This window comes from Streptomyces lateritius (genome assembly GCF_014649715.1).
Classification (GTDB): Bacteria; Actinomycetota; Actinomycetes; order Streptomycetales; family Streptomycetaceae; genus Streptomyces; species Streptomyces lateritius.
This window is the reverse complement of the sequence record NZ_BMTO01000006.1, coordinates 185,990-200,076: the sequence shown is the minus strand read 5'-3', so window position 1 is coordinate 200,076 and position 14,087 is coordinate 185,990. Positions and strand designations below refer to the sequence as shown.

The following is a 14,087-nucleotide window of genomic DNA, read 5'->3' as shown; positions in this document are numbered from 1 at the left end:
CCCTTGCGTGGCGCCCCGGCAGAGCGCCCGTACGGCTGCCCGTGCGCGACGTCACGGCTGCCTGCGGGCGACGCTCCCGGCCCGGGTACGCTGCGCACTGCCGTCCCCCCACCGACACGGCCCCCACCGACACGGCCCTCCACCGGGCCGAAGAGCACGAGAGGCAGCGCAGGTGACCGATCTCCCCCCGGCATCGCGTATCCGCAGGGTCGTCCTGCCCGTGGCGTTCTGCACCGGCCTCACGGCGGTACTGAGCGGCTGCGCCGCGGACCCGGACGAGGGGACGAACGGGGTGGGGAAGCTCTCCGCGACCGTCATCGAGCAGAAGGCGCAGTCCGCGGCGGACACGGCGAAGGCGGTCCGGCTCGCCGGGACACTGGTCAGCAAGGGCGGCACGTACAAGCTGAACATGCGGCTCAAGCAGGACGGCGCGAGCGGCTCGGTGACGACGAAGAACAGCACCTTCGAGCTGCTGCGGATCGGTGAGGCGCTCTACCTGAAGGCCGACGCGGGCTTCTGGGCGCACGACGACAAGCCGTCGGGGTCCGAGACGCCCGACGCCGACAGCGGCGGTGACGCCGACAGCGAGGCGGCCGACAAGCTCGACGACAAGTACGTCAAGGTGCCGCAGGACGACCCCTCGTACAAGCAATTGCGCGGCTTCACCGACATGGATCTGCTCCTCGACGGGCTCATCGGCCTGCACGGCGAAGCGGTCAAGGGAGACCGCGACAAGATCGGCGGCATCCGTACGGTCAAGGTCAAGGGCGGCGAGTCGGGCGAGGGCGGCACGCTGGACGTCGCGCTCGAGGGGACGCCGTTCCCGCTCCGGTTCGCGCGCGCCGGCGGAGCGGGCGTGGTGGTCCTCTCCGAGTGGGACAAGGACTTCGCGCTGGAGGAGCCGTCCGCGGGCCAGACGCTGGACTACGGCAAGCAGCTCCCGCGCACCTGACCCGGCCTTCGCCGCGGGTCGTCACCGGGCTCGGCGGCCCGGCCCGGCTCAGCGCTTGCGGCGCTTGAAGAGCAGACGGGGGAGGGCCGCCGGCACGGCGCGCCGCGTGGTCGCGTCCGAAGGCTGCGGGACCGCCGCGAGGGAGCCGTCCGGCAGGTCCGTCGTGGAGCCCACCGGCTCAAGGCGCAGCACCCGGCACTCGCGCGCCCAGCGCTCCGGCATCGCCTCGCCGTCCGTCGCGTTCAGGCGCTTGCCCTTCAGCTCGGCGACCGCCGCGTCCCACTCCGGCGTACCGGAGGGCAGTTCGCTCACCGAGGCCGTCCAGGAGACGATCCGGCCGCCCTTGTCCTTGCTGCGGACCGTCACCTCGGCGGTGGAGCCCGCGACGAGCCCCGGGAGCGGCTGCTCGCCCGGCCCGTCGCCCACGACGTGGGCCGCGCCGTCGTGCCAGACGTGCCACAGCGCCCGCGCGGCCGAGGCGTCGCCCCGGACCCAGATGAGGCCGGACTTCTTCGTGGCCTCCTCGACGAGCGCGGGGCCGAGCAGCGTTTCCGTCATGCTCCGCAGCCTATCCGCCGCCCCCGCGAGGCCGCCTACAGCCAGCCGTTCCGCTTCAGGGTGCGGTGGATGGTGAAACAGATCGCCGTGATGCCGAGCAGCACCATCGGGTAGCCGTACCGCCAGTGCAGCTCCGGCATGTGGTCGAAGTTCATGCCGTACACGCCGCAGACCGCCGTCGGGACGGCCACGATCGCCGCCCACGAGGTGATCTTGCGCATGTCCTCGTTCTGCGCCACGGTCGCCTGCGCCAGGTTGGCCTGGAGGATCGAGTTGAGCAGCTCGTCGAAGCCGACGACCTGCTCCTGCACGCGCGCGAGGTGGTCGGCGACGTCACGGAAGTACTTCTGGATGTCCGGGTCGACCAGTCGCATCGGACGCTCGCTCAGCAGCTGCATCGGACGCAGCAACGGTGTGACCGCCCGCTTGAACTCCAGTACCTCGCGCTTGAGCTGGTAGATCCGGCCGGTGTCGGCACCACGGGTGGAGCCCTTGGCGGGCGGCGAGAAGACGTCGATCTCGATCTGGTCGATGTCGAGTTCGACGGCGTCGGCGACCGCGATGTACCCGTCGACGACATGGTCGGCGATGGCGTGCAGGACCGCGGACGGGCCTTTGCTCAGGAGCTCGGGTTCGCCCTGGAGGCGGTGGCGGAGGTTGCGGAGCGAGCCCTGCCCGCCGTGCCGGACGGTGATGACGAAGTCCGGGCCGGTGAAGCACATGACCTCGCCGGTCTCGACGACCTCGCTGGTGGCGGTGAGCGCGGCGTGCTCGACGTAGTGGATCGTCTTGAAGACGGTGAAGAGGGTGTCGTCGTACCGCTCCAGCTTGGGCCGCTGGTGGGCGTGGACGGCGTCCTCGACGGCGAGCGGGTGGAGCCCGAACTCGGCGGCGATACCGGCGAATTCGGCTTCGGTCGGCTCGTGCAGACCGATCCAGGCGAAGCCGCCGCTCTCCCGCACCTGCTGCATCGCGCCGCGCGGAGTCAGGCAGTCGCGGTCGTCCACGCGGCGGCCGTCGCGGTAGACGGCGCAGTCGACGACGGCACTGGAGGCGGAGGGGTCGCGGGTCGGGTCGTACGCGGTGTAGACGGTGGGGGTCTTGCGCAGGGAGGGCCGCAGGGACGGGCGGACCGCGGCGCGCAGGTCACGGATCATCGACACTTGGCATGCTCCTTCACGGAGAAGCCGCCGGCGATGCGTGGCACAGCCCGGAATGGGGGCGTGGACCGGGCGTCCTGATGGTCCTACGTCCGCAAAGCGGGCGGCACCGCGAGTTCGCGGTGACGGCGTTCGCTACAGACAGGCAAAGACGAAGTGCTCTTCCGTCGTGCGAGATGCCGGATGACGGGACCGGATGGGGAAGGTCTCAGATCACCGGGAGGAACGCACCGGGCTCGGGTGCGGGGCGGAAGAGCGGTTGGTACTGCCCGATCGACTTCGATCCACGCAGCCCCACCTCCTCCAGCCGGTCCCCCGTGGGGGATGACGAGTAGTCGGGAGTCCCGACCAGCGGCCAAGACTATCAGCCGACTGAGGTCAATCCCTTCCTTTGCCCGTTGCCCACGCGCTTTATGCTCACCGCATGGGAGAAGTTCTTGCTCTGGTCGAGGCCCGGTTGCGTACCGCGCTCGGTGAACCGGACGCGCGGGCCGCGGTGACGTTCCTCGGTACGGACCGGATCGAGGTACTCCGCTTCATCGACGGCGATGTGGTCAGGTATGCGACGCTCGGCATGTCCGCGCACCCGATGGCCGACCCGACGGCGGCGCTCGCCGACCCGGTGAAGGGCCCCCGCGCGGAGCTGCTGCTCTCGGTACGGGCCGGGGTGGCCGACACCGACAAGGTGCTTCGCCCGCTCGCCGTGCTCGCCTCGACCCCGCAGGTCGAGGGCGTGGTGGTGGCCTCCGGCGCCTCGCTCGACGTGGGCGAACCCCTCTGGCCCGGGGCCCCGTTCACCTCGGTGCTCGTCGCCGAGCCGGGCGGTCTGGTGGAGGACCTGGAGCTGGACGAGCCGATGGATCCGGTGCGCTTCCTGCCGCTGTTGCCGATGACCTCGAACGAGGCCGCCTGGAAGCGGGTCCACGGGGCGCAGGCCCTGGAGGAGCGCTGGCTGACGAGCGGTACCGACCTGCGCGATCCGCTGCGTCGGTCCGTACGGCTGGACTGACGCCGGTCCGGTCCCTCCGCTGGGGATCCGTGAGTTAGGGGCCCTCATAGATGCGCTCTGCACCTACTGCGCAGGGTGAACTGGTCGGTCCGGACGGGTGATCGTCCTTGACGCGGGGCCGGTGGGGTAGGACCGTTGGGGTCTATGAGGGGCGAACCCAGTTGCCCGAAGTGCGGTGGCCGGGTCAGGGCGCCCGGTCTTTTTGCCGACTCCTGGCAGTGCGACGTGCATGGCTCGGTGCACCCGCTGCAACCCGTGATCCCGCCCAGTGTCGAGGCCCTCGGTGTCGTGGTGCACCGGGCCGAGGTGCCGGTGTGGATGCCGTGGCCCCTGCCCGTCGGATGGCTCTTCACCGGGGTCGCGTACGCCGGTGACGACCGCAGCGGCGGACGCGCGACGGCCGTCGCCTGCTCCGGACCCGGGCCGCTCGGGGGCATCGGGGAGCTGCTGCTCGTCGCCGAGGAGCTCGGCGTCGGGCTCGGCGCCCGGTACGCCGGTATCGACGGCCCCGACCCCGGACCCGGCATGTCCATCGACAAGCCCGCCCAGACCAAGGTGCTCGCAGCCGGACGCCCCACCCCGCTGTGGCACGTCAACGGCTCGCCGCACGACCGCGCCGTCTTCGCCGGGGAGGCGCGCGGGCTGTGGCTGTGGGCGATCGTGTGGCCGGAGCAGTCCGGGCTGCTGATGTACGACGAGCTGGTGCTGACCGATCTGCGGGACGCCGGCGCGGAGGTCGAACTCCTGCCCTGCGGGGCGCTGACGCCGCGTCTGCTGAGCTGACGGCAGCGGGCGGGGGGCAGGGCCCGGGGGCGTGGCCCAGGGCCCGGGCTGTTCGATTCGCCCGTTATGCTGAAGCGTCCTCTTCGTCCGCCCCGAGCCTCTGGAGTACCGCGTCGTGCGCATCGACCTGCACACCCACTCCACCGCCTCGGACGGTACGGACACCCCCGCCGAGCTGGTCCGCAACGCCGCCGCGGCCGGCCTCGACGTCGTCGCCCTCACCGACCACGACACGACGCGCGGGTACGCCCAGGCGATCGCGGCACTCCCCGAGGGGCTGACCCTCGTCACCGGGGCCGAGCTCTCCTGCCGGATCGACGGGGTCGGCCTGCACATGCTCGCGTACCTCTTCGACCCGGACGAGCCCGACCTGGCCGCCGAGCGCGAGCTGGTCAGGGACGACCGCGTGCCGCGTGCCCAGGCGATGGTCCGCAAGCTCCGGGAGCTCGGCGTTCCGGTCACCTGGGAGCAGGTCGCCCGGATCGCCGGGGACGGTTCGGTCGGACGCCCGCACGTCGCGGAGGCGCTGGTCGAGCTCGGAGTCGTACCGGACGTGTCCGGCGCCTTCACCTCGCAGTGGCTCGCCGACGGCGGCCGGGCGTACGTGGCCAAGCACGAACTGGACCCTTTCGACGCGATCCGTCTGGTCAAGGCGGCCGGCGGCGTCACCGTCTTCGCGCACCCGCTCGCCGTCAAGCGCGGCGAGGTCGTGCCCGAGGCCGCGATAGCCCGGCTCGCGGCGGCCGGCCTCGACGGCATCGAGGTCGACCACATGGACCACGACGAGGCGACCCGGGCGCGGCTGCGAGGGCTGGCGAAGGAGCTGGGGTTGCTGCCCACGGGCTCCAGCGACTACCACGGGAGCCGCAAGACCTGCCGTCTCGGCGACTTCACCACAGACCCCGAGATCTACGGCGAGATCACCCGCCGCGCCACGGGCGCCTTCCCGGTGCCCGGCACGGGCGGACCCGCCTAGGCCGGGTCCGTGAAGTCCCGCCTGGCCCGCGGCGCCTGGCACGCGCGCTCGCCGCGTTGTCGGGATCACCCGAGTACGCCCAGTACGAGGGTGATCCTCCGCCTTGCGATCGCACCCGCCAGACGCCGCGGGCCCTGCCCTGCGGGCAGACGGCGCTACTTTCCGGACCCGACCTAGGCCGCGTCCACCGGGCGGCCCTCGGGGACCATGGTCCCCGAGGGGGCCGACGGCCCGCCGCGTACGGCTTCCTGAGTCCACCCACCGGTGTGCGTCGTGGTGCCGTTCCGCGCGAGCGTCTCGGCGCCGCCGCGTCCGGCCGGGTTCCCTCCCGGAGGCCCGGGCGCGAACGTCGGCCGCACCCGGCCGTGACGGACCGGCCGCGTCCGGCGTCCGGGGCCCGGGACGCCCGTGCGGCCAGGCTCCGGCTGACGGCGGGGACGGCCGGGACCCCGGTGTGGTCACCGCTCCGCCCTGACGGGCGGGACGCCCGCGTGGGCGCCCCCCTCACCCGGGGACGCCCGTGCGGTCACGCCGCGCACACCGTCCGTGCGGCCGTCGCCGTTGCGTCGCCCGCCCGTCCTTCCCCGCTCCTCCTCCCCCTCCACGGGGCCCGCAGCCCCGCACCCCTCCGTTCGGCCCTCTCCCGCAAGCAAGGCTCACCGTGTTCGACGTCGCCGTCTTCGGCTCGCTGTTTCTGACCCTCTTCGTGATCATGGATCCGCCCGGGATCACTCCGATCTTCCTCGCCCTCACCTCCGGGCGGCCCGTCAAGGTCCAGCGCCGGATGGCCTGGCAGGCCGTCGCCGTGGCCTTCGGTGTCATCACCGTCTTCGGCATCCTCGGGCAGCAGATCCTCGCCTATCTCCACGTCTCCGTCCCCGCGCTGATGATCGCGGGCGGCCTGCTCCTGCTGCTCATCGCGCTCGACCTGCTCACCGGCAAGACCGACGAGCCCAAGCAGACCAAGGACGTCAACGTCGCCCTCGTCCCCCTCGGCATGCCGCTGCTCGCCGGGCCGGGTGCGATCGTCTCCGTGATCCTGGCCGTGCAGCACGCCGACGGCGCCGGGGCGCAGATCTCCGTCTGGGCCGCGATCGTCGCCATGCACGTCGTGCTCTGGCTGACCATGCGCTACTCGCTGCTGATCATCCGCGTGATCAAGGACGGCGGTGTCGTGCTGGTGACCCGCCTCGCCGGCATGATGCTGTCGGCCATCGCCGTGCAACAGATCATCAACGGCGTGACCCAGGTCATCCAGGGCGCCTGAGCCCTCGCCGGACGACAACACCACTGCGCCCCCGTACGGATTCCGGTTCACGGAGTCCATGCGGGGGCGCGGTGTCTGCGTCGGTGCCTTTACGGCGTTACGAGGCCGAGGTCTCGGCCGGGCGGATCCAGATGCGCTGGCCGATCGAAGCGGCCTGCTGCACGATCCGGTTGACGGAGGAGGCGTCCACGACGGTTCGGTCGACGGGCGTGCCGTCGATGTCGTCGAGTCGCAGGATTTCGAAGCGCATGGGCTTCTCCCTTCGTCTGAGTTGATCCTCCTGGTGGAGAACTGCGATACGTAGTGGTCCAACGGTACGCGTTCTGCAAACATTCCCTACGCTAAGGAAATTTTTTGGATGCCTAACTACTACCCGGTAGAGGACGTTGGCCAGGAGGCCCCGCCCAGCGCAGAATGAGCCCCGTATGAACGACGCAGAGATCCCTCAGACGCCGTCCGGGCGTGACCAGGTCCACGAGCTCGGCTCCCGCCTGGAGCGCACCAATGAGCTCCTCCAGCGCATGCTGGCCGAAGTGGCCAAGACCCCTTCTACCCACGCCATCTTCGTCGACGCGGGTTACGTCTATGCTGCGGCCGGGTTGCTGGTTGCGGGCACCGAGGACCGGCGCTCGTTCGACCTCGACGCCGAGGGGATCATCGAGGCCTTCATCGACATGGCCCGCACGATCTTCGCGGACAGCCGGCTGCTGCGCGTGTACTGGTACGACGGCGCACGACGCCGGATCCACACCCCGGAACAGCAGTCGATCGCCGAGCTGCCCGACGTCAAGGTGCGCCTCGGCAACCTCAACTCCAACAACCAGCAGAAGGGCGTCGACTCCCTCATCCGCACGGATCTGGAGTCCCTGGCCCGGCACCGCGCCATCAGCGACGCCGCCCTCGTCGGTGGCGACGAGGACCTCGTCTCGGCCGTCGAGGCGGCGCAGGGCTACGGCGCCCGCGTCCACCTCTGGGGCATCGAGGCCGCCGAGGGCCGCAACCAGGCGGAGCCGCTGCTCTGGGAGGTAGACAGCTCACGCACCTTCGACCTCGACTTCTGCCGTCCGTACGTCACCCGGCGGCCCGTGACGACGTACGAGAACGAGGGCGAGCCCCCGCCCTCGCGCGAAGAGGTCCGCTTCATCGGCGCCCAGATCGCCGCGACCTGGCTGGCCGAGCGCGGTCGCGACGCGATGGCCGAGCTGCTCCCCGGGCACCCGTACCTGCCGGGACCCGTCGACCAGGACCTCCTGATCGAGGCGGAGAAACTCCTCAGCCGCTCCCTGCGCGGGCACGCCACGCTCCGCAGATCCCTGCGCGACGGCTTCTGGCAGCACCTCCAGGCCCAGTACTGAGGGCATTCCACCCAGCCGGCCACCCCACCCGGCCGTTCCGGACCGCTGCCAAGGGGGGTCTCCCCTAGCAGCGCTCCCAGAACGCGGTCAGCCGGTCGGCCAGTTCCCGGGGGTGGGACACGTTGGGGGAGTGGCCCGCGCCCACGACCACGGTGTGGTGCGCTCCGGTCCGCAGCGCCACGGCGGCGAGGCCCGCCACCGGCCAGACCATCTCGCCGTCGCCGTACGCGATGTGCAGCGGCACCGTCAGCTGGGCGAGCTGGGCCGTGCCGTCCCGGTCGCGGCGCAACAGGCGTCCGGCCGACGAGAGTTGGACGATCCGGGTGAGCATCCAGCGGCGCCGCAGGAAGGACACGATCTCCGGCGGGTCCGTCACGTCCGGCTCCTCGCCGCGGCTGTCGAGCCACCGCGTGGCCCGCCACACCCGTTCCTTGGGCAGCAGCGCGAGTGCGCCCCTCAGCATCCGGACCCGGATGCGCTGCGGCCGGGCCACGCGGCCGGGACCGGACGAGAGCAGCGTCAGCGAGCGGAACGCGTCCGGCGCCGTCCAGGCCGCCGAGCGCGCCACGAGACCGCCGAAGGAGTGCCCCAGCAGATGCACCGGGCCGTCTCCGAGCGCGGCCGCCTGGGCGACCGCGTCGAGCGCGAGCGCCCGCCGGCTGTACGCGGTCCGGTGCCGCGGCCCGAAGGTCTCGTGCTGGCCCCGGCCGTCGACGGCGACCGCGCGGTACCCGGCGTCGCTCAGCGGTCCGAGCAGAGCGAGGAAGTCCTCCTTGCTGCCCGTGTAGCCGGGCAGCAGCAGCACCGTGCCGCGGTGCTCCCCCTCGGGTGCGGTGTCCAGTACGGCGAAGCCGCCGCGGGCGGTCACGAGCCGGTAGGCACGGGTGCGGGGCGGCAGCGCCAGGGACCGGGGCTTGCTCATAGAAGGGACTGTAACCGCTGTTCAGGGGCGGTCGAACGAGACAGCGGCCCGGCCCCTGGGGAGGGACCGGGCCGCTGTGGACGATGCGGTGGCGCGTCAGCTCTCGGGCTGGGCGGCCGCGGCCTTCTTCGTCGTCCGGCGGCGCGGGACCTTGGGGGCCTCGGTCGCCTCGACGGTCTCCGCCGGAGCGGCTGCGGCCTTCTTCGTCGTCCGGCGGCGCGGGGCCGCCTTCGGCTCCGAGGCGTCGGGGGCCTCGGCGGCGACGGCCTTCTTGGCCGTGCGGCGGCGGGGAGCCTTGGGGGCCTCCTCGGTCGCCTCGTCGGCCGGGGCCGCGACGGTCTCGGCGGCCGGGGTCTCGGTGGCGACGGCCTTCTTGGCCGTGCGGCGACGGGGCACCTTCGGCGCGGCCTCGACGGTCTCCGCGGCCGGCGCCTCGGCGGTCACGACGGCCGCCTCGGCGGCCTCCGGGACCTCGGCGACGGCCTTCTTCGCCGTGCGGCGGCGAGGCGCCTTCTTGGGCTCCTCGACCGTCGTCTCGACGGTCTCGGCGGGTGCGACCCTCGCGGCGGCGGCTGCGGCAGCGGCGGCGGCCGCCGTCTCCACCGTCTGGAAGGTCACGGTCTCCTCGGGACGGGCGACCCGGGCACGGCGGCGGCGCGGCCTGGCCTCCTCGGCCACGGGAGCCACCGCGGCCGGAGCCGGGGCGGAAGCCGCGCGCGGGGCCGGAGCCTTGGCCACGACCGGAGCCTTGGCCACGACGGGAGCGGGAGCCGCGACCGGAGCCTCCACGGCCGGGGCGGCGGACGCCTCCTGGACCGGGGCGCTCGACGCGCCTCCACCCGTACGGGTACGGCGACGGCGACGCGGCGTGCGCGGCTCGGCGGAGGCGTCCTCCGCCGGCGGAGCGTCCGCGACCGGGGCCGCGGCCGGGGTGGCGAGGCCCTCCTCCGGCGTGCTCCCGCCACGCGTACGGCGACGCTGGCGCGGCGTGCGGGTACGCTCCGGGCGCTCCTCGACCGCCGGGGCTGCCTTCTTGCGGCCACGACCGCCCGGCTCGCCCAGGTCCTCCAGCTCCTCGGCGCCCAGACCCGCACGGGTCCGCTCGCCGCGGGGGAGGATGCCCTTGGTGGCGGCGGGGATGTCCAGCTCCTCGAAGAGGTGCGGGGACGTGGAGTAGGTCTCGACCGGGTCGTGGAAGTCCAGGCCCAGCGCCTTGTTGATCAGCTGCCAGCGCGGGATGTCGTCCCAGTCGACCAGCGTGACCGCCGTACCCTTCGCCCCCGCGCGGCCGGTGCGGCCCACGCGGTGGAGGAAGGTCTTCTCGTCCTCCGGCGTCTGGTAGTTGATGACGTGCGTGACGCCCTCGACGTCGATGCCGCGGGCGGCGACGTCGGTGCAGACGAGCACGTCGACCTTGCCGTTGCGGAACGCGCGCAGCGCCTGCTCGCGGGCGCCCTGGCCGAGGTCGCCGTGGACCGCGCCGGACGCGAAGCCGCGCCGCTCCAGCTGCTCGGCGATGTCGGCCGCCGTGCGCTTCGTACGGCAGAAGATCATTGCGAGCCCGCGGCCGTTGGCCTGGAGGATGCGCGAGACCAGCTCGGGCTTGTCCATGGAGTGCGCGCGGTAGACGCGCTGGGTGGTGTTCGCGACCGTCGCGCCCGCGTCGTCCGGGGAGGTGGCGCTGATGTGCGTCGGCTGCGACATGTAGCGGCGGGCCAGGCCGATGACCGCGCCCGGCATGGTCGCCGAGAACAGCATGGTCTGACGCTTCGCCGGAAGCATGTTGATGATCTTCTCGACGTCGGGCAGGAAGCCCAGGTCGAGCATCTCGTCCGCCTCGTCGAGGACCAGGGACTTGACGTGCGACAGGTCGAGCTTGCGCTGGCCGGCCAGGTCGAGCAGGCGGCCCGGGGTGCCGACGATCACGTCGACGCCCTTCTTGAGCGCTTCGACCTGGGGCTCGTACGCCCGGCCGCCGTAGATGGCGAGGACACGGACGTTACGGACCTTGCCGGCGGTGAGGAGGTCGTTCGTGACCTGCGTGCAGAGCTCGCGGGTCGGGACGACGACGAGCGCCTGCGGGGCGTCGGTCAGCTGCTCGGGCCTGGCCCGGCCGGCCTCGACGTCCGCGGGGACGGTCACACGCTCCAGGAGCGGCAGACCGAAGCCGAGCGTCTTGCCGGTGCCGGTCTTAGCCTGGCCGATGACGTCGGATCCGGAGAGCGCGACCGGAAGGGTCATCTCCTGGATGGGGAAGGGGGTGATGATGCCGACGGCTTCGAGCGCCTCGGCCGTCTCGGGAAGGATTCCGAGCTCTCGGAAAGTCGTAGTCAGGGTGCTGCCTCTTCTGTGAGACGCGGCCTGAGGCGAACGAAGGGGGTCGTACCGTGCCGGATCACTTCCGGCCGGATCTTGGAGATCTCCACCGGGGTGGCACGGGACCACTGCCGTCGCTCGAGCGTCATACCGCTTGAGGGACCCTCCTGCGGGTACGCGGGGAGGGCTGTCGGGTCGGAGCCAGTCGGGCCACCGACCGGGCATCCTCATTCATGAGATGGCCCACCGGGTACGTCCGAACGTGCGAAAGCATGTCCGCATACTCAGCAGGCGCTTTATCACTGTACCCCGGATTCGCGCATGTGTGTTGGGAGAATTCGTGATGAGGGCGCGGTCACAGTGACTGACCAGGGCCTTCGGCGGGTCGGGGAGCGGGCTATTGTGCGCTTCATGGAGACGCCTGACAACGCCACAGCAGCCGAAGAGCCCACCGGGATCGCCGCCCAGGACTGGGCCACGGCATCCGCCGAGCCCCAGTACCGCGCCGCGGTCGTCGACCTGCTCGGCGCGCTGGCCTACGGCGAGCTGGCGGCCTTCGAGCGGCTCGCCGAGGACGCCAAGCTCGCCCCGACCCTCGCGGACAAGGCGGAGCTGGCGAAGATGGCCTCCGCCGAGTTCCACCACTTCGAGCAGCTGCGCGACCGGCTGACCGCCGTGGACGCCGAGCCGACGGCCGCGATGGAGCCGTTCGCCAAGGCGCTGGACGACTTCCACCGCCAGACCGCGCCCTCGGACTGGCTGGAGGGCCTGGTCAAGGCCTACGTGGGCGACTCGATCGCCAGCGACTTCTACCGCGAGGTCGCGGCCCGCCTCGACTCCGACACCCGTGGCCTCGTGCTCTCGGTGCTCGACGACACGGGTCACGGCAACTTCGCCGTGGAGAAGGTCCGCGCCGCGATCGACGCCGACCCGCGCGTCGGCGGGCGGCTCGCGCTGTGGGCGCGCCGGCTGATGGGCGAGGCGCTCTCCCAGGCGCAGCGCGTGGTCGCCGAGCGCGACGCCCTCTCCACCATGCTGGTCGGCGGCGTGGCGGACGGCTTCGACCTCGCGGAGGTCGGCCGCATGTTCTCCCGCATCACCGAGGCCCACACCAAGCGCATGGCGGCACTCGGCCTCGCGGCGTAGCGGGCGGGGGCGCGACCGGCGCGAGGGGCGACGCCCACGTGCTTCGAGCGCCCCGCCGGGCGCCTTCAGCCGTCCCGACTGCGGCGGCTGCGACTTCGGCTTCGGCGGCGGTGTCTGTCACACCGCCGCTGATCTGCGCAGCCGGCGTGAGGCCGGGCGCAGCAGCAGCGAGAGCAGGACGGCCGCGATCGCGAGAGCGCCGGTCAGCGTGGCCAGGGCATGACCGGGACCCAGGGCCCCGTGCGTCACCAGGGCGCCGAAGACGGCACCGAGCGACCCCGTGGTGAGGACGACCCCACGTGCGGGAAGACGGTCGGGCAGCCGGTGCACGGCCGCCCAGGCCAGGGCGAGTCCGAGCAGGGCGGAGCCGAGGGCTTCCAGGAACACGGGATCACCTCGCGTGCGGGGGCGGGGCGGGCAATTCGGTCGTAGGCCGTCTTACCCGTGCCGTCCCGAGCGCAATCCTCTTCCGCCGCCCTCACCAGGGCCGACGCCCCGGGAAAGGCGGAAGGCCCGGCGGATCGGATCCGCCGGGCCTTCCCCCGGATGGACGGTGCGTACGTCTCAGAGCGCGCCGAAACCGACCCGGCGAACCGCCGGCTCGCCGATCTCCACGTACGCGATTCTCTCGGCCGGGATCAAGACCTTGCGGCCCTTCTCGTCCGTGAGGCTGAGCAGCTGCGCCTTGCCGGCCAGCGCGTCGGCCACCGCGCGCTCGACCTCCTCGGCGGACAGCCCGCTCTCCAGAACGATCTCCCGGGGTGCGTGCTGCACGCCGATCTTGACCTCCACGGCTATGTCCCTCCGAACGGTCAGCGTTGCGCGGTCCTCCGCGCCGTACGCTGCACACATTAGCCCGGTGAGGGGACACGCACGGCGCAGCGGCCGAACGCCAGGAGCGAACACCGCGCCCGGAGCCGGCCGGAGCCGGGTCGCGGCTGGCCGGAGGTCAGTGCCCCTCGGCGCTCAGCTGTCCCTCCGCGGGGTGCAGCGGGAAGCCCGCGATACCGCGCCACGCCAGCGAGGTCAGCAGCGCCACCGCCTTGTCGCGCGGGATGGCGGACTCGCTGGAGAGCCAGTAGCGTGCCACGACCTGCGAGACACCGCCGAGGCCCACGGCGAGCAGCATCGACTCGTCCTTGGACAGCCCCGTGTCCTCGGCGATCACGTCGGAGATCGCCTCGGCGCACTGCAGGCTGACCCGGTCGACGCGCTCCCGCACCGCCGGCTCGTTGGTCAGGTCGGACTCGAAGACGAGACGGAACGCGCCGCCCTCGTCCTCCACGTACGCGAAGTACGCGTCCATCGTCGCCTCGACCCGGAGCTTGTTGTCCGTGGTCGAGGCCAGCGCGGTGCGTACGGCTTGGAGGAGCGCCTCGCAGTGCTGGTCGAGGAGTGCCAGGTAGAGCTCCAGCTTGCCCGGGAAGTGCTGGTACAGCACCGGCTTGCTGACGCCCGCCCGTTCGGCGATGTCGTCCATCGCGGCGGAGTGGTACCCCTGTGCGACGAACACCTCCTGGGCCGCGCCCAGAAGCTGGTTCCGTCGGGCTCGGCGCGGCAGGCGCGTGCCCCGAGGGCGTGCTGCCTCTGTCTGCTCGATGGCTGTCACGCCGCCTCCCAAGAATCGATCCATGCGCGCTGTG

15 protein-coding genes are annotated in these 14,087 nt (G+C 72.3%); 7 read left to right on the top strand and 8 right to left on the bottom strand.

All coding sequences use genetic code 11. From position 1 onward, the window contains the following. Positions 1-172 precede the first annotated feature (172 nt). The gene (locus IE136_RS14080; protein ID WP_189600490.1) at positions 173-952 is read left to right on the top strand and encodes a hypothetical protein; all 780 of its coding nucleotides are present in this window, start codon (positions 173-175) and stop codon (positions 950-952) included. Positions 953-1,000: 48 nt separating this feature from the next. On the opposite strand, the gene IE136_RS14075 is transcribed toward IE136_RS14080, so the two are convergent. Together IE136_RS14075 and IE136_RS14070 are read right to left on the bottom strand one after the other, a co-directional pair. Then, positions 1,001-1,510, bottom strand: coding sequence for a hypothetical protein (locus IE136_RS14075; protein WP_158990156.1), 510 nt, complete (start codon positions 1,508-1,510; stop codon positions 1,001-1,003). A 35-nt stretch (positions 1,511-1,545) separates the two neighbouring features. Continuing rightward, entirely contained in the window at positions 1,546-2,673 is a 1,128-nt protein-coding gene (locus tag IE136_RS14070) for a magnesium and cobalt transport protein CorA (protein WP_158990158.1), read from the bottom strand. Positions 2,674-3,094: 421 nt separating this feature from the next. Between IE136_RS14070 and IE136_RS14065 the strand changes: the two genes are divergently transcribed. The 4 genes from IE136_RS14065 (at position 3,095) to IE136_RS14050 (ending at position 6,705) form a co-directional block, all read left to right on the top strand. Then, positions 3,095-3,679: a suppressor of fused domain protein gene (locus IE136_RS14065; RefSeq protein ID WP_189600489.1), complete on the top strand. Its 585-nt coding sequence runs from the start codon at positions 3,095-3,097 to the stop codon at positions 3,677-3,679. A 144-nt stretch (positions 3,680-3,823) separates the two neighbouring features. Then, complete coding sequence (locus tag IE136_RS14060) at positions 3,824-4,462, top strand: DUF6758 family protein (RefSeq protein ID WP_158990162.1); 639 nt, start codon at positions 3,824-3,826, stop codon at positions 4,460-4,462. Positions 4,463-4,577: 115 nt separating this feature from the next. After that, positions 4,578-5,438, top strand: a complete 861-nt coding sequence (locus tag IE136_RS14055) for a PHP domain-containing protein (protein ID WP_158990164.1) — start codon at positions 4,578-4,580, stop codon at positions 5,436-5,438. Positions 5,439-6,099: 661 nt separating this feature from the next. Next, complete coding sequence (locus IE136_RS14050) at positions 6,100-6,705, top strand: MarC family protein (protein ID WP_158990166.1); 606 nt, start codon at positions 6,100-6,102, stop codon at positions 6,703-6,705. 97 nt (positions 6,706-6,802) lie between these two features. Here the strand turns inward: IE136_RS14050 and IE136_RS14045 are convergent, their stop codons facing one another. After that, the gene (locus IE136_RS14045) at positions 6,803-6,955 is read right to left on the bottom strand and encodes a DUF8834 family protein (protein WP_158990168.1); all 153 of its coding nucleotides are present in this window, start codon (positions 6,953-6,955) and stop codon (positions 6,803-6,805) included. A 175-nt stretch (positions 6,956-7,130) separates the two neighbouring features. On the opposite strand from IE136_RS14045, the gene IE136_RS14040 reads away from it, so the two are divergent. Continuing rightward, positions 7,131-8,060, top strand: coding sequence for an NYN domain-containing protein (locus tag IE136_RS14040; RefSeq protein WP_189600488.1), 930 nt, complete (start codon positions 7,131-7,133; stop codon positions 8,058-8,060). Between the two features lie 64 nt (positions 8,061-8,124). Here the strand turns inward: IE136_RS14040 and IE136_RS14035 are convergent, their stop codons facing one another. Beyond that, positions 8,125-8,982, bottom strand: coding sequence for an alpha/beta fold hydrolase (locus IE136_RS14035; RefSeq protein WP_158990172.1), 858 nt, complete (start codon positions 8,980-8,982; stop codon positions 8,125-8,127). 96 nt (positions 8,983-9,078) lie between these two features. Further along, on the bottom strand, positions 9,079-11,223 hold the full coding sequence (locus IE136_RS14030; RefSeq protein ID WP_189600487.1) for a DEAD/DEAH box helicase: 2,145 nt from the start codon (positions 11,221-11,223) through the stop codon (positions 9,079-9,081). 486 nt (positions 11,224-11,709) lie between these two features. Here IE136_RS14030 and IE136_RS14025 point away from each other — a divergent pair, with 486 nt between their 5' ends. Further along, the gene (locus IE136_RS14025) at positions 11,710-12,444 is read left to right on the top strand and encodes a ferritin-like fold-containing protein (RefSeq protein ID WP_158990177.1); all 735 of its coding nucleotides are present in this window, start codon (positions 11,710-11,712) and stop codon (positions 12,442-12,444) included. A gap of 117 nt (positions 12,445-12,561) precedes the next feature. Here the strand turns inward: IE136_RS14025 and IE136_RS14020 are convergent, their stop codons facing one another. The 3 genes from IE136_RS14020 to IE136_RS14010 form a co-directional block, all read right to left on the bottom strand. Continuing rightward, positions 12,562-12,831 carry a hypothetical protein gene (locus tag IE136_RS14020; RefSeq protein ID WP_158990179.1) on the bottom strand — a complete coding sequence of 90 codons (270 nt, stop codon included), beginning with the start codon at positions 12,829-12,831 and terminating at the stop codon, positions 12,562-12,564. Between the two features lie 177 nt (positions 12,832-13,008). Further along, positions 13,009-13,236: a DUF3107 domain-containing protein gene (locus IE136_RS14015; RefSeq protein ID WP_162467838.1), complete on the bottom strand. Its 228-nt coding sequence runs from the start codon at positions 13,234-13,236 to the stop codon at positions 13,009-13,011. A gap of 157 nt (positions 13,237-13,393) precedes the next feature. Then, positions 13,394-14,053 (bottom strand): TetR/AcrR family transcriptional regulator, encoded by a 660-nt coding sequence (locus IE136_RS14010; protein ID WP_158990183.1) that lies wholly within the window; start codon positions 14,051-14,053, stop codon positions 13,394-13,396. Positions 14,054-14,087: the final 34 nt, after the last annotated feature.